Raw genomic sequence first — 15,769 nt, forward strand, 5'->3', positions numbered from 1 at the left:
GGCTCCGATCAGGCGTGCGCCGGCGACTTCGCCGTGGCGGACGGGGACGACGCGGCAGGCGCCTTGTTCTGCTGGGCCTGTTCGATCATCGCGATGAACTCACCCTTGAAGTGCTTGAGCATCGCCCGCACCGGCATCGCCGCGGCGTCGCCCAGCGCGCAGATGGTGCGGCCCTGGATGTTGTCGGCCACGGAGTTCAGCAGGTCGATGTCCTCGACGCGGCCCTTGCCGTGGGCGATGCGCTCGATCACGCGGTGCATCCAGCCCGTGCCTTCGCGGCAGGGGGTGCACTGGCCGCAGGACTCGTGCGCGTAGAAGTAGGACAGGCGCAGCAGGCTGGTCACCATGCAGCGGGTCTCGTCCATCACGATGACGGCGCCCGAACCCAGCATCGAGCCGGCCTTGGCGATGGAGTCATAGTCCATCGTGCACTGCATCATGACGTCGGCCGGCAGCACCGGGGCCGACGAGCCGCCGGGGATGACCGCCTTGAGCTTGCGGCCGCCGCGCATGCCGCCGGCGAGCTCGAGCAGCTTCTCGAACGAGGTGCCCAGCGGGATCTCGTAGTTGCCGGGACGCTCGACGTCGCCGGAGATTGAAAAGATCTTGGTGCCGCCGTTGTTGGGCTTGCCGACCTCGAGGTAGGCCTGGCCGCCGTTGCGGATGATCCAGGGCACCGCCGCGAAGGTCTCGGTGTTGTTGATGGTCGTCGGCTTGCCGTACAGGCCGAACGAGGCCGGGAACGGCGGCTTGAAGCGGGGCTGGCCCTTCTTGCCTTCGAGCGATTCCAGCAGCGCCGTTTCCTCGCCGCAGATGTAGGCGCCGAAGCCGTGGTGGCCGTGCAGCTGGAAGCTGAAGTTGCTGCCCAGGATGTTGTCGCCCAGCAGGCCGGCCGCGCGGGCCTCTTCCAGCGCGGCTTCGAAGCGTTCGTACACCTCGAAGATCTCGCCGTGGATGTAGTTGTAGCCGACCTTGATGCCCATCGCGTACGCCGCGATCGCCATGCCTTCGATGACGATGTGCGGGTTGTACATGAGGATGTCGCGGTCCTTGCAGGTACCCGGCTCGCCCTCGTCGCTGTTGCAGACCAGGTACTTCGCGCCCGGGAACTGGCGCGGCATGAAGCTCCACTTCAGGCCGGTCGGGAAACCCGCGCCGCCGCGGCCGCGCAGGCCGGAGGCCTTCACTTCCGCGATGACCTGGTCGGAGGTCATGCCCTGACCCTCGCCCTGGGCGAGGATCTTGCGCAGGGCCTGGTAGCCGCCGCGCGCTTCGTAGTCCTTCAGCGACCAGTTCTTGCCATCGAGGCCCGCGTAGATCTGCGGGGTGATGTTGCGGTCGTGGAAGCAGGTCTCGGCGCCCGTGGCCTGCCACTTCGAGAGGTCGATGTTCGCGATGTTGGTCATCGTCCAGGTCCCTCAGTTCTTGTTGGCCACAGATTGCTGGCCATGGTGCGCTCTGAGCGCATCCACCAGCTCATCGAGACGTTCGGCGCTCATGAAGCTGAGCATCTGGCGATCGTTCACCAGCATCACCGGCGAGTCGGCGCAGGCGCCCAGGCACTCGCTCTGCTGCACGGTGAAGACGCCGTCGGCGGTCGTGCCGCCGGCCTCGACGCCCAGCTTCTTGCACAGGTGGTCCAGCGCCTTCTGGCCGTCGCGCAGCTGGCACGGCAGGTTGGTGCAGACGTTCAGCTTGAACAGGCCCAGCTTGCGCTGGTTGTACATGTTGTAGAAGGTCGTGACCTCGTAGACGGCGATCGCCGGCATGCCCAGGTACTGCGCGATCGCGTCCTCGGCCTCGCGGGACACGAAGCCCTGCTCCTGCTGGACGATGGACAGGCAGGCCATGACGGCCGACTGCGCCTGCTCGGCCGGGTACTTGGCGACTTCGCGCGCGAAGCGGGCCGCGGTGGCCTCGCTCAACACGAACCCGGTGCTCACAATTTCAGTGCTGCTCATGCGGTCACCACTCAACGGTCAATTTCACCGAACACGATGTCCATCGTGCCGATCACGGCCACCGCGTCGGCAATCATGTGTCCGCGGGCCATCTCGTCCAGCGCGGCCAGGTGCGAATAACCCGGCGCGCGGATCTTCAGGCGGTACGGCTTGTTGGCGCCGTCGCTGATCAGGTAGATGCCGAACTCGCCCTTCGGGTGCTCGACCGAGGCGTAGGCCTCGCCCTCGGGGACGCGGAAGCCTTCGGTGAACAGCTTGAAGTGGTGGATCAGCTCTTCCATGCTGGTCTTCATCGCCACGCGGCTGGGCGGCGCCACCTTGTGGTTGTCGGTGATGACCGGACCCGGGTTGGCCTTCAGCCACTTCACGCACTGCTGGACGATGCGGTTGGACTGGCGCATTTCCTCGACGCGCACGCAGTAGCGGTCGTAGGTGTCGCCGTTGGTGCCGACCGGGATGTCGAAGTCCATGCGGCCATAGACGTCGTAGGGCTGCGTCTTGCGCGTGTCCCACGCGATGCCGGAGCCGCGCAGCATCGGACCCGTCAGGCCCAGGTTCAGCGCGCGCTCGGGCGTGACGACGCCGATGCCCACGGTGCGCTGCTTCCAGATGCGGTTGTCGGTCAGCAGCGTCTCGTAGTCGTCGACGTTGGCCGGGAAGCGGGCGCAGAAGTCCTCGATGAAATCGAGCAGCGAGCCCTGGCGGTTCTCGTTGAGCTTGTCGATCGCCTTCTGGTTCTTGATCTTGCTGACCTTGTACTGCGGCATCGAGTCCGGCAGGTCGCGGTACACGCCGCCCGGACGGAAGTAGGCCGCGTGCATGCGCGCGCCCGAGACCGCCTCGTACATGTCGAAGATGTCCTCACGCTCGCGGAAGCAGTAGATGAGGATGTTCATCGCGCCGCAGTCGATGCCGTGCGCGCCCAGCCAGAGCAGGTGGTTCAGGATGCGGGTCAGCTCGCCGAACATCACGCGGATGTACTGCGCGCGCTCCGGCACTTCCAGGCCGAGCATCTTCTCGATGGCCAGGCAGTACGCGTGCTCGTTGGACATCATCGACACGTAGTCGAGGCGGTCCATGTAGGGCAGCGACTGGATGAAGGTCTTGGTCTCGGCCAGCTTCTCGGTGGCGCGGTGCAGCAGGCCGATGTGCGGATCGGCGCGCTGGATGACTTCCCCGTCCAGCTCCAGCACCAGGCGCAGCACGCCGTGCGCGGCCGGATGCTGCGGGCCGAAGTTCAGGGTGTAGTTCTTGATTTCGGCTGGCATGCTCACAGGCCCCCGTAGTTGTCTTCGCGGATCACGCGCGGCGTGATCTCGCGCGGCTCGATGGTCACCGGCTGGTAGATCACGCGCTTCTGCTCGGGGTCGTAGCGCATCTCGACATGGCCCGTCACCGGGAAGTCCTTGCGCATCGGGTGGCCGATGAAACCGTAGTCGGTCAGGATGCGGCGCAGGTCCTCGTGGCCTTCGAAGATGATCCCGTACAGGTCGAACGCTTCGCGCTCGAACCAGTTGGCGGCGTTCCAGATCGGGGTCACGGCGGCGACGGACGGGAAGTCGTCCTCCGGCGCGAAGACCTTCAGGCGCAGGCGCCAGTTCTTGTTGATCGACAGCAGGTGGGTGACGACCGCGAAACGCGCGCCTTCGTAGGCGCCGTCCTTGTAGGCGGAGTAGTCCACGCCGCACAGGTCGATCAGCTGCTCGAAGCGAAGCTCGGAGTGGTCGCGCAGCAGCTTGGCGACGTTGAAGTAGTCCTTGGCCGCGACGGTGATCGTGATTTCACCCAGCTCGCGCTTGAACGCGACGATCTGGTCGCCCAGCACGCTGTGCAGGGCCGCCTGCAGGGTGTCGAGTTTGATGGTCATGGGGGTCTGCCTGCTTCTGCTCAGCGAGCGATGGTGTTCTCGCGGCGGATCTTGGCCTGCAGCTGCAGGATGCCGTAGAGCAGCGCCTCGGCGGTCGGCGGACAGCCCGGGACATAGACGTCGACCGGGACGATGCGGTCACAGCCCCGCACGACCGAATAGCTGTAGTGGTAGTAGCCGCCGCCGTTCGCGCAGCTGCCCATCGAGAGCACCCAGCGCGGCTCGGCCATCTGGTCGTAGACCTTGCGCAGCGCCGGCGCCATCTTGTTGCACAGCGTGCCGGCCACGATCATCAGGTCGGACTGGCGCGGGCTGGGACGGAACAGCATGCCGAAGCGGTCGATGTCGTAGCGGGCGGCGCCCGCGTGCATCATCTCGACCGCGCAGCAGGCAAGACCGAAGGTCATCGGCCACAACGAACCGGTCTTGGACCAGTTCACCAGCTTGTCCAGCTGGGTGGTCATGAAGCCTTCCTTCATTACGCCTTCGTTACCCATATCGAATTCCCATCTTTCGAGATCAGCGGAGAAGGAACTTCGTGACTGCGGACGTTGCATTAACGCCGCGTTGACGCGTCGCCCTTCCCTAACGGACACGCGCCCGAAACGGGCGCCGTGTCCTGAAGCATTCACGGATCCGGCGCGTCATCGCGGATCCGCCCATCGGGTCGTCACTCCCAGTCGAGCGCGCCCTTCTTCCATTCGTAGGCGAAGCCCACCACCAGGATGCCGAGGAAGAGCATCATCGCCCAGAAGCCTGCCGGTCCGATCTCGCGCAGCGAGACGGCCCACGGGAACAGGAAGGCGATTTCCAGATCGAAGAGGATGAAGAGGATGGCGACGAGGTAGTAGCGCACGTCGAACTTCATGCGCGCGTCCTCGAAGGCCTCGAAGCCGCATTCGTAGGGGCTGTTCTTTGCCGCGTCAGGGCGACGCGGGCCCGCCAGGAAGCCCAGTACTTGCGGGGCGATACCCACTCCGCAACCGACCAGGATGAAAAGGATGACGGGCAGGTATTGTTCCAGGCTCACGACTTGCTCTCGTTTTATGGCCGGGAAAACCAATTCCCGACGTGTCACCGAAGATTGGCGGGCCAGGGCCGACCAACGATTCGGCAAAAGCAACGGGCGCGCCGCCAGCGATTATCCAATCGCTCACGGACCGCGCCCGCCTTGTCCTCCGGAAATTCGCACACGGGATGTGCGCTGGGATTTCCTGAGTCCTACGACCTGCTTGATCACCTTCGATCCGGCTTTCCGGCTAGATCGCGAAGACCATGGCAGGCCGATTTATTCTGGTGCCGACGGCGAGACTCGAACTCGCACAGCTTTCGCCACTACCCCCTCAAGATAGCGTGTCTACCAATTTCACCACGTCGGCTTGTCGTCACCTTTCAGTGACCTTGTCTTGACGGCTCGCGTTTCAGACAGCCTCGAATTCTATAGTGCTTTCTGAGCCCCAAAAGGAAACCAAAGCAATTTTGTCGAGGTGCTTGCGCTTGCCGCCCACCTCTGTCAGTTCGAGGCGCCGGATGCGGCAGCCGACGGCGCCGCTTGCGGAGCGATCGACGCGCCAGGCAGCACCGCGGCCGAGGCCGGCGCGGACGGCACGGCGGCGCGTTCGAGCAGTTGCTCGCCCGCCGACGGACCCGAACCGATGCCGCCGTCACGATGGCTGCCCATGTAGGCCAGCGCCAGCGTCGACACGAAGAAGATGGTCGCCGCGACGGCCGTCGAGCGCGACAGGAAGTTCGCGCTGCCGGTGGCGCCGAACAGCGAGCCCGAGGCACCGCTGCCGAACGACGCGCCCATGTCGGCGCCCTTGCCGTGCTGCACCAGCACCAGGCCGATCATCGCCAGCGCTGCGAGCAGTTGCAGCACCAGCACCAGATTCATCATCACTTGCATTGCTATTTTCTCCAGGAACCTTGAACGCCGGGCATCAGCCGGCAGCGCGGCAGATCGCCGCGAAATCGGCCGCCTTCAGCGCGGCGCCTCCGATGAGGCCGCCGTCGATGTCCGGCTGCGCAAACAGTTGGGGGGCGTTGTCGGGCTTGACGCTGCCGCCGTACAGGATCTGCATCTGATCGGCCTTCTGCGTGGCCGCGCGCAGTTGCTGGCGCAGCAGCGCGTGGACCTGCTGGGCCTGCTCCGGCGTGGCCGTCAGGCCGGTGCCGATCGCCCACACCGGCTCGTAGGCGACCACGATCTCGCCGATGCAGTGCGTCAGCGTGTGGATGACCGCCGCGAGCTGGCGCTTGACGACTTCCTCGGTGCGACCCGCCTCGCGCTCGGCCAGCGTTTCGCCGACGCAGACGATGGGCGCGACGCCGTGCGCCAGCGCGGCCTTGGCCTTGTCGGCCACCAGCTGGTCGCTCTCGGCGTGGTACGCGCGGCGCTCCGAGTGGCCGACGATCGCGTAGCGGCAACCCAGATCCGCGAGCATGGCCGACGACACCTCGCCGGTGTAGGCGCCCTGCTCGTGCGTGGACACGTCCTGCGAGCCGTAGGCGACCTGCGTGCCGGTCAGCGCCAGCGCCGTGTCCGTGATGTACGGGAACGGCACGCACACGGCGACCTGGGCGTTCCACGGACCCGCTTCCTTCAGGCCCGCCAGCAGCACGGCGTTGGACGCACGGGTGCCGTGCATCTTCCAGTTGCCGACCACCAGTTTCTTGCGCATCAGATCAACTCCCTTGAATCCGAAAAATCCTGCGGATGAGCGGACCGCTCACCAGCTCAGCACGATCTTGCCGACGTGCTCGCCCGACTCCATCAGCGCATGCGCCGCGGCGGCTTCCGACGCGGGCAACTGCTTGAAGATCACCGGCGAGATCGCCCGCGACTCGAGCAGCGGCCACACGCGTTCGCGCAAGGCACGAGCGATACCCGCCTTGAACGCGATCGGACGCGGACGCAGCGTGGAGCCAGTGATCGTCAGACGGCGGCGCAAGACCTGACCCGCATCGAACTCCGCCTTCACGCCGCCCTGCACCGCGATGATCACGGCACGGCCGTCGTCGGCCAGGCACTGCACGTTGCGGGCGACATAGCTGCCGGCCACCATGTCCAGGATCACGTCGACGCCGCGACCGTCCGTCGCCGTCTTCACTTCCTCGACGAAGTCCTGGTCGCGATAGTTGATCGCGACGTCGGCGCCGAGCGCCAGGCAGGCCTTCGCCTTGTCCGCGTTGCCGACGGTGACCAGCACCGTCGAGCCCAGCGCCTTCGCCAGCTGGATCGCCGTCACGCCGATGCCGCTGCTGCCGCCGTGGACCAGCAGGCTTTCGCCAGGCTGCAGGCGAGCACGCTCGAAGACGTTGCTCCAGACAGTGAAGAAGGTCTCCGGCAGGCTCGCCGCCTCGACCATGCTCCAGCCCTTCGGCACCGGCAGGCACTGGGCCACCGGCGCCACGCAGAGCTCGGCATAACCACCACCCGCCACCAGCGCGCAGACCGCGTCGCCGACCTGGAGGCCGGCGGCGGCCAGCGCCTGGACATCCCCCGACTCGACCGTGCCCGCAACTTCCAGACCTGGAAGATCGCTGGCACCGGCCGGCGCCGGATAGGCACCCTTGCGCTGCAGGACGTCCGGACGGTTGATGCCGTAAGCCTGCACGCGGATCAGGCACTCGCCAGCCCCGGCGGCGGGGTCGGCGCGCTCGATCAGCTGCAGGACCTCCGGTCCGCCGGGTTGGGTGATGGCGATGGCCTTCATGACGTGAGCTGCCGGGCTGCTTCGCCGATTACTCGGCCGAGCCTTCGCCGTGGAACGGAGCGGCCGGGGCCGCATCGCGGTCCAGCAGCGCCTTCATCGACAGCTTGATGCGGCCCTTCTCGTCGGTCTCGAGCACCTTGACCTTGACGATCTGGCCTTCGCTCAGGAAGTCGGTGACCTTCTCGACGCGCTGATGCGCGATCTGGCTGATGTGCAGCAGGCCGTCCTTGCCGGGCAGGATGTTGACCAGCGCGCCGAAGTCCAGGATCTTGGTGACCGCACCTTCGTAGACCTTGCCGATCTCGGCTTCCGCGGTGATCTCGGCGATGCGCTTCTTGGCGATCTCGGCCTTGGCGCCGTCGGTCGACGCGATCGTGATCGTGCCGTCTTCGCCGATGTCGATCTGCGTGCCGGTCTCTTCGGTCAGCGCGCGGATGGTCGCGCCGCCCTTGCCGATCACGTCACGGATCTTCTCCGGATTGATCTTCATCGTGTACAGGCGGGGCGCGAACTGCGAGATCTCGGCGTTGGCCGTGCCTTGCGCGCCGACCATGGCTTCCAGGATGTGCAGGCGGGCTTCCTTGGCTTGCGCCAGGGCGACCTGCATGATTTCCTTGGTGATGCCCTGGATCTTGATGTCCATCTGCAGCGCGGTGATGCCCGAGGTCGTGCCGGCCACCTTGAAGTCCATGTCGCCCAGGTGATCTTCATCGCCCAGGATGTCGGTCAGCACGGCGAAGCGGTTGGCGTCCTTGATCAGACCCATCGCGATGCCGGCGACGTGCGCCTTCAGCGGCACGCCGGCGTCCAGCAGCGACAGGCAGCCGCCGCAGACCGAAGCCATCGACGAGGAGCCGTTGGACTCGGTGATTTCCGAGACCACGCGGATCGAGTACGGGAAGTCTTCCTTGGTCGGCAGCACGGCGACGAGCGCGCGCTTGGCCAGACGGCCGTGGCCGATTTCGCGGCGCTTGGGGCTGCCCACGCGACCGGTTTCGCCGGTGGCGAACGGGGGCATGTTGTAGTGCAGCATGAAGCGCTCGGAGTACTCGCCGGCCAGCGCGTCGATGGTCTGCGCGTCGCGGTCGGTGCCCAGCGTCGCGGCGACCAGCGCCTGCGTTTCGCCGCGGGTGAACAACGACGAACCGTGGGCGCGCGGCAGCACGCCGTTGCGGATCTCGATGGCGCGGACGGTGCGGGTGTCGCGGCCGTCGATGCGCGGCTCGCCGGCCAGGATCTGGCCGCGGACGATGCGGGCTTCGATCTCGAACAGCAGGCCGTCGACTTCAACGCCGTCGAAGGCGGTGCCTTCGGCGGTCAGGGCGGCCTTGACCTTCGAGTAGGCGCTGCGGCAGGCCTCGGTACGGGCCTGCTTCGAACGGATCTGGTAGGCGGCGCGCAGGTCTTCCTCAGCCAGGGCGGTGACCTTGGCGATGAAGGCCTCGTCCTTGGCCGGGGCGACCCAGTTCCACGACGGCTTGCCGGCGTCGCGGACCAGTTCGTTGATCGCGGCGATGGCGACCTTGCCCTGGTCGTGACCGAAGGTCACGGCGCCCAGCATGATGTCTTCGCTCAGCTGGTCGGCTTCGGACTCGACCATCAGCACGGCGGCTTCGGTGCCGGCGACGACTAAGTCCAGCTTGGAGTCGATCAGTTGGGTCTTGCCCGGGTTCAGCACGTACTCGCCGTTGACGTAGCCCACGCGGGCGGCGCCGATCGGGCCGTTGAACGGGATGCCGGAGATGGCCAGCGCGGCGCTGGTGGCGATCAGGGCGGCGATGTCGGCCTGGACTTCAGGGTTCAGCGACACCGTGTGGACGACGACCTGGACTTCGTTGAAGAAGCCTTCCGGGAACAGCGGGCGGATCGGGCGGTCGATCAGGCGCGAGGTCAGGGTCTCGAGCTCGCTCGGGCGGCCTTCACGCTTGAAGAAGCTGCCGGGGATCTTGCCGGCGGCGTAGGTCTTCTCGATGTAGTCGACGGTCAGCGGGAAGAAGTCCTGGCCGGCCTTCGGGGAGGACTTGGCGACGACGGTCGCCAGCACCACGGTGTCCTCGATGTTCACCAGCACGGCGCCGGAGGACTGACGGGCGATTTCGCCGGTCTCCATCACGACTTGATGTTGGCCCCATTGGAAGGTCTTCACGACCTTGTTGAACATGCTCATTCGAGTTCTCCTCAGTTCAGGGATGCGCCGCTTGCGGTGCGGCACAGAGACCGGGAGTGAAACTGGGTTTGGCGGGATGCCATTCCAGAGCGGCTGCCTGTCCGGCTGCCACCGGCAAACGCTTTGGAATGACACATCGGCGCCACGTCAGTTCAACTCCGTTGTCCGACCGGTCCGTGGACCGGTCGGGCCGCCTGCCGGAACACTCCGGCCGACGGCACGCAGAAACGACAAAGAGCCTGTTGGAGTCAGACCAATCAGGCTCTTTGCTTTCATGCGCCGATTACTTGCGCAGACCCAGCTTCTGGATCAGGGCGGTGTAGCGGTCGGCGTCCTTCTTCTTCAGGTAGGACAGCAGGCTCTTGCGCGCGTTGACCATCTTCAGCAGGCCGCGGCGGCCGTGGTGGTCCTTGGCGTGCAGCTTGAAGTGGGGGGTCAGCTCGTTGATGCGCGCGGTCAGCAGGGCGACTTGGACTTCCGGCGAGCCGGTGTCGTTGGCGCTGCGCGCGTTGGCCTTGACGATCTCGGCCTTGTTTTGGTCGAAGCTGGACATGATGCGTTCCTTGTTCCGGAATGATTCGGAAGGTCCGCCGGCATGGCCAGTGAAGGCGTCAGGTGCGCAGACGGTTTCCGAGGTTGGACTTGCGATCACAGGTGAAACCGACCCGTGTCGTGCTGATTGCCGCCGCCAGGACGAACCTGACAGGACAGCCTGGGAGTATAGCCGCAAACCATACCTTTCAGTAGGGCCGCTTCATCCGGCAGCTGGAAGGCTGCTCCGCCTGCGCCGCATCGAGGAAGCGCAGCGTGCGGAAGCCGTAGCCGGACCCCTCGTTGTCGTGGGGCGTGCCGGCTTCGCCGGCGCGGCGCATGACGCTGACGTAGAGCGGCTGCTGGAGCTGGTGATCCGACGGCCGCATCCAGCCCTGGTGAGCCACGCCGAGCGGCCGACCATCGAGCCTCAAACCTTCCAGCGCCAGCGCGACCGCCTTCGGATCGGTGCTGCCGGCCTTCTCCATCGCGGCGGCCAGCATCTCGACCATCAGCTGCATGCGCGCATGGAGGTAGTCGTGCTCCGGCTTCGGGAAGCGCTGGCGGAAGGTCGCATAGAAGCGCTCCGAGTCCACGGTGCCGACGTTCGGATGCCACTCCGCCACCGCCAGCACACGGTCGACGCCCGCCTCGCCCAGCACGCCGGGCACCCCCAGCGCGTTGCCGTAGAACGTGTAGAAGCGTGCATCGAGGCCGATGTCCTTGGCCGCCTTGATCAGCAGCGTCAGGTCGTTGCCCCAGTTGCCGGTGAGCACGGCCTGGGCGCCACTGGCGCGGATCTTCGTCGCGTACGGAAGAAAGTCCTTCACGCGGCCGAGCGGGTGGAGTTCATCGCCGACGATCTGCAGGTCCGGACGACGCTGCGCCAGCATCGCCCTCGCCTGCTCTCGCAGGTGTTGGCCGAAGCTGTAGTCCTGCCCGATCAGGTAGAGCCGCTTGAGATTCCGATCCTGGGCGATCACCTCGACCAGCGCAGCCAGCCGCATGTCGGTATGGGCGTCGAAACGGAAGTGCCAGAAGCTGCACTGCGCACCGGTCAGCGCAGGGTCGACGGCCGCATAGTTGAGGAACAACGCGCGGCGGTCGGGCTCACGGGTGTTGTGCTTGTCGAGCGCGCCGATCAGCGCGCTCGCAACGGCCGAGCTGTTGCCCTGGAGGACCACCGGGATACCCTGGTCCGTCGCCGCGCGCAGCATCGACAGCGACTCCTCGACGGAGCCCTTGCTGTCGAAGCGGACGATCTCCAGACGGCGCGCGCCGCCCGGCAGCTTCACGCCGCCACGCGCGTTGACGCGCTCGGTCGCCCAGATGAGATTGCGGAAGACAGCCTCGCCGCCGTTGCCGAGCGGACCGGAGAGCCCCTCGATCAAGGCGAGCCGGATCGGAGCGGCAGGCGTCACCGGGACAGTCGGGACGGCGGCGGCCGGGGCGACTTGAGCGAGCACGACACCTGCGGCAAGCGCGGAAGCGACAACCGTCGCAGCGGTCAGCGCGACCGCCGCCCTCCTCGTCCAGCGCATCACAGCTGCGCAGGGCTGGCGAGCTGCGACAGGTCCCAGCGCGGCTTGACCTCGAAGCCACCATCGCGCGTCAGGTTCGCCATGTCGCGCTGCAGACGCAGTCCGGCCGCGAGGGCAATCATGGCGCCGTTGTCCGTGCACAGGTGCAACTCGGGATAGTGGACGCGCACGCGGCGCTTCTCGCAGGCTGCATCCAACTGCTCTCGCAAGCGCCTGTTCGCGCCGACGCCGCCTGCCACGACCAAGCGCTTCAGGCCGGTCTCCTTCAGCGCCAGCAACGCCTTCTTGACCAGCACCTCCACGATGGCGGCCTGCGTCGAGGCCGCGAGATCGGCCCGCTGCGACTCGGTGATGCCGCCGGGCTGCGCCTCGAGCTTGCGGACTTGCGTCAGCACCGCCGTCTTCAAGCCGGCAAAGCTGAAGTCCGGCTTGCCACTGTGCATGAGCGGGCGCGGCAGCGCGAAGGCTTCCGGATTCCCCTGCTCCGCCAGCTTCGACAGATGGGGACCACCGGGATACGGCAGCCCGAGCAGCTTGGCCGACTTGTCGAAGGCTTCGCCAGCGGCGTCGTCGATGGTCTCGCCGAGCAGCTCGTAGCTGCCGACGTCGTCGACGCGCATCAGTTGCGTGTGCCCCCCGGACACCAGCAGCGCGACGAACGGGAACTCCGGCGGGTCCGCCGAGAGGAACGGCGACAGCAGGTGCCCTTCGAGGTGATGGATGCCCATCACCGGCCGATCAAGCGCGACGCCCAGCGAGGCGGCAACGCCCGCACCGACCAGCAGCGCGCCAGCCAGGCCGGGACCTTGCGTGTACGCGACGACGTCGACATCCGCCAACGACAGGCCGGCGCTCGCAAGAACTTCGCGCGTCAACGGCAGCACACGGCGGATATGGTCACGCGAGGCCAGCTCGGGCACGACGCCGCCGTAGGCCTGGTGCATCGTGATCTGGCTGTGCAGCGCATGGGCGAGCAGCGTCGGCACGCCATCGCCGGACGCGTCGACCAGCGCCACGCCGGTTTCGTCGCAAGAGGATTCGATGCCGAGGACGCGCATGGGCTCAGACGCTCAATGGTTCTCTTTGGCGTGGTTGATCGAGTACTTGGGGATCTCGACCGTCACGTCCTTGTTGGACAGGATGGCCTGGCAGGACAGGCGCGAGTTGGGCTCCAGCCCCCAGGCGCGGTCCAGCATGTCTTCCTCGTTCTCCTCCATCTCGGACAGGGACGCGAAGCCCTCGCGCACGATCACGTGGCAGGTCGTGCAGGCACAGACCTGGTCGCAGGCGTGTTCGATGTCGATGTGGTTGTCGAGCATCGCCTCGCAGATCGTCGTGCCCGAGGGGGCCTCGATCGACTTGCCCTCGGGCGCGTATTCGGGATGGGGAAGGATCTTGATGACGGGCATGGGGAGGTGTCCTTGAGGCTGGCGAGCTGAGCTTGTCCGGCTGGGCGTCGGCTTGCGGTCAGACCTGATCGATGCTGCGGCCGGTCAGGGCCTGCTGGATGCCGCGGTTCATGCGCGCGGCGGCAAAGGCCTCGGTGCCCTTGGCCAGCGCCTCGACGGCGGCATCGATCGCATCGGCGTTCGCGACCGCGTCGTCGGCCTGCGCCTTGGCGAGCAGGTCCGTCTGCAGCGCGGCGATCTCGGCGCGCTCGGCGTCACTGAGCAGGTCGCCGTCGGCGCGCAGCGCGGACTGGGTCGCGAGGATCATCCGCTCGGCCTCGACGCGCGCCTCGCGCAGCTTGCGGGCGACCATGTCGCCCTCGGCACTCGCGAAGCCCTCGCGCAACATCGTGGCGATCTGGTCGTCGGAGAGCCCGTAGCTCGGCTTGACCTGCACCGCCGCCTCGACGCCCGAGCCCAGCTCGCGCGCGGAGACGCTCAGCAGGCCGTCGGCGTCGACCTGGAAGGTCACGCGGATGCGGGCGGCGCCGGCGACCATCGGCGGAATGCCGCGCAGCTCGAAACGCGCCAGCGAGCGGCATTCGCTCACCAGCTCGCGCTCGCCCTGCAGCACGTGCACCGCCAGCGCGGTCTGGCCGTCCTTGAAGGTGGTGAAGTCCTGCGCCTTCGCCACGGGGATGGTGGCATTGCGCTCGATGATGCGTTCGACCAGGCCGCCCATCGTCTCCAGACCGAGCGACAGCGGAATCACGTCCAGCAGCAGGATCTCGCCATCGGCGCTGTTGCCGGCCAACTGGTTGGCCTGCACGGAAGCGCCGAGCGCAACGACCTCGTCCGGATTCAGATTGGTCAGGACTTCGCGACCGAACAGCTCGCCGACGACGCGACGCACGATCGGCATGCGCGTCGAGCCGCCGACCATCACCGTGCCCTGGACCTCATCCGCGGTGACCTTGGCGTCGCGCAGCACGCGTCGCACGGCCAGCAGTGTCTTGTTGACCAGCGGCTGGGCCAGCTCGTCGAACTGACCGCGCGAGACCTCGACGCTCAGCGCGCCGGCATCCAGCGCGGCGCTCAGCGTCACGCGCTCGTGATCGGTCAACGCTTCCTTGGCCTCACGCGCGGCGACGAGTACGCGGCGCTTGTCCGCCGCGCTGCTGACGCTCAAGCCCGCCTGCGCCAGCGCCCAGTCGGCCAGCAGGCGATCGAAGTCGTCGCCGCCAAGTTGCGCGTCGCCGCCGGTGGCCACCACTTCGAAGACGCCCTTCGTCAGGCGCAGCAGCGAGATGTCGAAGGTGCCGCCACCCAGGTCGTAGACGGCGTAGAGCCCTTCGCTGCCGTTGTCGAGCCCGTAGGCGATCGCGGCGGCGGTGGGCTCGTTGATCAGACGCAGCACGTTCAGGCCCGCCAACTGGGCCGCATCCTTGGTCGCCTGGCGCTGCGCGTCGTCGAAGTACGCGGGCACCGTGATGACGGCACCGAACAGGTCGTCGTTGAACGTGTCCTCGGCGCGCTGGCGCAGCGTGGCGAGGATCTCGGCGCTGATTTCGACCGGCGACTTCAGGCCCTCGCGGGTGACCACGCTCAGCATGCCGGGCGTGTCCTCGAAGCGGTAGGGGAGCTTGTCGCGGTTGGCGATGTCGTCGAGCCGGCGCCCCATGAAGCGCTTCACCGAGACGATGGTGTTCTCCGGATCCTCGGCCTGCGCGGCGAGCGCCTCGTAACCGAACTGGCGGCGGCCTTCCGGCATCACGCGCACGGCCGACGGCAGGATCACGCGACCCTGCTCGTCCGGCAGACACTCGGCGACGCCGTGGCGCATCGCCGCCACCAGCGAATGCGTCGTGCCGAGGTCGATGCCCACCGCGATGCGACGCTGATGGGGATCGGGCGACGCGCCGGGTTCGGAGATTTGCAGCAGGGCCATGGTGTGTTGTCTTGTTCTTCGAAGGTCGAATCGAATGTCGAATCGGATGCCGGGTTCAGGAAGGCTCGAGCGCATCCAGCCGATGGTCGATGTCCGAGCGGAAACGCGTCAGGAACATCAGCGCGCGCACCGATTCGGCGGCGCCGGCGGCGTTGTCCTCGTCATCGAGCTGGCGGCCGGCCTGCGCCAGCAGCGCCCGTTCGCGATCGGCGACCTGCTTGTCGATGGCCAGGATCGCGTCGGGCGTCTTCGCCTCGTCGAGCGACTCGCGCCACTCCATCTGCTCCATCAGGAAGGCCGCGGGCATGCGGGTGTTCTCGTTGGCCTGGATCGGCGCGCCGCGCAGTTCGCAAAGGTAGGAAGCGCGCTTGAGCGGATCGCGCAGGCGCTGGTGCGCCTCGTTGACGCGCAGCGCCCATTGCATCGCCAGACGCTGCGACGCCGCGCCGTCGGCGGCGAAGCGGTCCGGATGCACCTTGGCCGCGAGCGCCTTCCAGCGCTCGGCGATCTCGGCGCCGTCCTGCGCGAAGCGCTGCGGCAAGCCGAACAGGATGAAGTCGTCGTCGTCGAGTTTCATGAACTCACGCTCGGCGCGAAGCCGAATCAATCGCACGAACAAAAAAGCGCGGCACCGTGGCCGCGCCTCTCTT

At 66.9% G+C, this 15,769-nt stretch carries 16 protein-coding genes and 1 tRNA gene; all 17 read right to left on the bottom strand.

Annotation, left to right across the window (positions count from 1 at the left end; all coding sequences use genetic code 11):
* Positions 1-8 precede the first annotated feature (8 nt).
* Positions 9-1,406: an NADH-quinone oxidoreductase subunit NuoF gene (nuoF, locus tag AC07PR_RS04535; RefSeq protein ID WP_431103177.1), complete on the bottom strand. Its 1,398-nt coding sequence runs from the start codon at positions 1,404-1,406 to the stop codon at positions 9-11.
* A gap of 12 nt (positions 1,407-1,418) precedes the next feature.
* Entirely contained in the window at positions 1,419-1,961 is a 543-nt protein-coding gene (locus AC07PR_RS04540) for an NADH-quinone oxidoreductase subunit NuoE family protein (RefSeq protein ID WP_377155458.1), read from the bottom strand.
* An 11-nt stretch (positions 1,962-1,972) separates the two neighbouring features.
* Positions 1,973-3,229: an NADH-quinone oxidoreductase subunit D gene (locus AC07PR_RS04545; RefSeq protein WP_483106097.1), complete on the bottom strand. Its 1,257-nt coding sequence runs from the start codon at positions 3,227-3,229 to the stop codon at positions 1,973-1,975.
* A 2-nt stretch (positions 3,230-3,231) separates the two neighbouring features.
* Positions 3,232-3,828, bottom strand: coding sequence for an NADH-quinone oxidoreductase subunit C (locus AC07PR_RS04550; protein ID WP_297526090.1), 597 nt, complete (start codon positions 3,826-3,828; stop codon positions 3,232-3,234).
* Between the two features lie 20 nt (positions 3,829-3,848).
* Entirely contained in the window at positions 3,849-4,325 is a 477-nt protein-coding gene (locus AC07PR_RS04555; RefSeq protein ID WP_067273441.1) for a NuoB/complex I 20 kDa subunit family protein, read from the bottom strand.
* A gap of 173 nt (positions 4,326-4,498) precedes the next feature.
* Entirely contained in the window at positions 4,499-4,858 is a 360-nt protein-coding gene (locus tag AC07PR_RS04560) for an NADH-quinone oxidoreductase subunit A (RefSeq protein WP_067273444.1), read from the bottom strand.
* Between the two features lie 264 nt (positions 4,859-5,122).
* A tRNA-Leu gene (locus AC07PR_RS04565) sits at positions 5,123-5,207 on the bottom strand.
* 134 nt (positions 5,208-5,341) lie between these two features.
* Positions 5,342-5,734, bottom strand: coding sequence for a preprotein translocase subunit SecG (secG, locus tag AC07PR_RS04570; protein WP_377155460.1), 393 nt, complete (start codon positions 5,732-5,734; stop codon positions 5,342-5,344).
* Between the two features lie 34 nt (positions 5,735-5,768).
* Positions 5,769-6,509 carry a triose-phosphate isomerase gene (gene tpiA, locus AC07PR_RS04575; protein ID WP_495134558.1) on the bottom strand — a complete coding sequence of 247 codons (741 nt, stop codon included), beginning with the start codon at positions 6,507-6,509 and terminating at the stop codon, positions 5,769-5,771.
* 48 nt (positions 6,510-6,557) lie between these two features.
* Positions 6,558-7,544 carry an NAD(P)H-quinone oxidoreductase gene (locus AC07PR_RS04580; RefSeq protein WP_495134559.1) on the bottom strand — a complete coding sequence of 329 codons (987 nt, stop codon included), beginning with the start codon at positions 7,542-7,544 and terminating at the stop codon, positions 6,558-6,560.
* A 28-nt stretch (positions 7,545-7,572) separates the two neighbouring features.
* Positions 7,573-9,711, bottom strand: coding sequence for a polyribonucleotide nucleotidyltransferase (pnp, locus tag AC07PR_RS04585; protein ID WP_377155463.1), 2,139 nt, complete (start codon positions 9,709-9,711; stop codon positions 7,573-7,575).
* A 283-nt stretch (positions 9,712-9,994) separates the two neighbouring features.
* Entirely contained in the window at positions 9,995-10,264 is a 270-nt protein-coding gene (gene rpsO, locus AC07PR_RS04590; protein WP_067273461.1) for a 30S ribosomal protein S15, read from the bottom strand.
* A 187-nt stretch (positions 10,265-10,451) separates the two neighbouring features.
* Positions 10,452-11,783 (bottom strand): branched-chain amino acid ABC transporter substrate-binding protein, encoded by a 1,332-nt coding sequence (locus tag AC07PR_RS04595; protein WP_495134560.1) that lies wholly within the window; start codon positions 11,781-11,783, stop codon positions 10,452-10,454.
* Positions 11,783-12,841 carry a tRNA (adenosine(37)-N6)-threonylcarbamoyltransferase complex transferase subunit TsaD gene (gene tsaD, locus AC07PR_RS04600; RefSeq protein WP_377155465.1) on the bottom strand — a complete coding sequence of 353 codons (1,059 nt, stop codon included), beginning with the start codon at positions 12,839-12,841 and terminating at the stop codon, positions 11,783-11,785. The genes AC07PR_RS04595 and tsaD overlap by 1 nt, the downstream gene beginning before the upstream one ends.
* 12 nt (positions 12,842-12,853) lie before the next feature.
* Positions 12,854-13,192, bottom strand: a complete 339-nt coding sequence (fdx, locus tag AC07PR_RS04605; RefSeq protein ID WP_067273474.1) for an ISC system 2Fe-2S type ferredoxin — start codon at positions 13,190-13,192, stop codon at positions 12,854-12,856.
* A gap of 58 nt (positions 13,193-13,250) precedes the next feature.
* A complete protein-coding gene (hscA, locus tag AC07PR_RS04610) occupies positions 13,251-15,119 on the bottom strand; it encodes a Fe-S protein assembly chaperone HscA (RefSeq protein ID WP_377155466.1) in 1,869 nt (622 codons plus the stop codon).
* 55 nt (positions 15,120-15,174) lie between these two features.
* Positions 15,175-15,696 (bottom strand): Fe-S protein assembly co-chaperone HscB, encoded by a 522-nt coding sequence (gene hscB / locus AC07PR_RS04615; protein ID WP_377155467.1) that lies wholly within the window; start codon positions 15,694-15,696, stop codon positions 15,175-15,177.
* Positions 15,697-15,769: the final 73 nt, after the last annotated feature.

The organism is Roseateles sp. GW821-FHT09H11 (assembly GCF_059415845.1).

Bases quoted from the DNA above. Each gene is read 5' to 3' on its own strand.
- AC07PR_RS04550 (WP_297526090.1), bottom strand. From the start codon at position 3,828: ATGACCATCAAACTCGACACCCTGCAGGCGGCCCTGCACAGCGTGCTG.
- hscB (WP_377155467.1), bottom strand. From the start codon at position 15,696: ATGAAACTCGACGACGACGACTTCATCCTGTTCGGCTTGCCGCAGCGC.
- pnp (WP_377155463.1), bottom strand. From the start codon at position 9,711: ATGAGCATGTTCAACAAGGTCGTGAAGACCTTCCAATGGGGCCAACAT.
- AC07PR_RS04580 (WP_495134559.1), bottom strand. From the start codon at position 7,544: ATGAAGGCCATCGCCATCACCCAACCCGGCGGACCGGAGGTCCTGCAG.
- AC07PR_RS04555 (WP_067273441.1), bottom strand. From the start codon at position 4,325: ATGGGTAACGAAGGCGTAATGAAGGAAGGCTTCATGACCACCCAGCTG.
- secG (WP_377155460.1), bottom strand. From the start codon at position 5,734: ATGCAAGTGATGATGAATCTGGTGCTGGTGCTGCAACTGCTCGCAGCG.
- AC07PR_RS04545 (WP_483106097.1), bottom strand. From the start codon at position 3,229: ATGCCAGCCGAAATCAAGAACTACACCCTGAACTTCGGCCCGCAGCAT.
- AC07PR_RS04540 (WP_377155458.1), bottom strand. From the start codon at position 1,961: ATGAGCAGCACTGAAATTGTGAGCACCGGGTTCGTGTTGAGCGAGGCC.
- AC07PR_RS04595 (WP_495134560.1), bottom strand. From the start codon at position 11,783: ATGCGCTGGACGAGGAGGGCGGCGGTCGCGCTGACCGCTGCGACGGTT.
- hscA (WP_377155466.1), bottom strand. From the start codon at position 15,119: ATGGCCCTGCTGCAAATCTCCGAACCCGGCGCGTCGCCCGATCCCCAT.
- rpsO (WP_067273461.1), bottom strand. From the start codon at position 10,264: ATGTCCAGCTTCGACCAAAACAAGGCCGAGATCGTCAAGGCCAACGCG.
- nuoF (WP_431103177.1), bottom strand. From the start codon at position 1,406: ATGACCAACATCGCGAACATCGACCTCTCGAAGTGGCAGGCCACGGGC.
- fdx (WP_067273474.1), bottom strand. From the start codon at position 13,192: ATGCCCGTCATCAAGATCCTTCCCCATCCCGAATACGCGCCCGAGGGC.
- tpiA (WP_495134558.1), bottom strand. From the start codon at position 6,509: ATGCGCAAGAAACTGGTGGTCGGCAACTGGAAGATGCACGGCACCCGT.
- tsaD (WP_377155465.1), bottom strand. From the start codon at position 12,841: ATGCGCGTCCTCGGCATCGAATCCTCTTGCGACGAAACCGGCGTGGCG.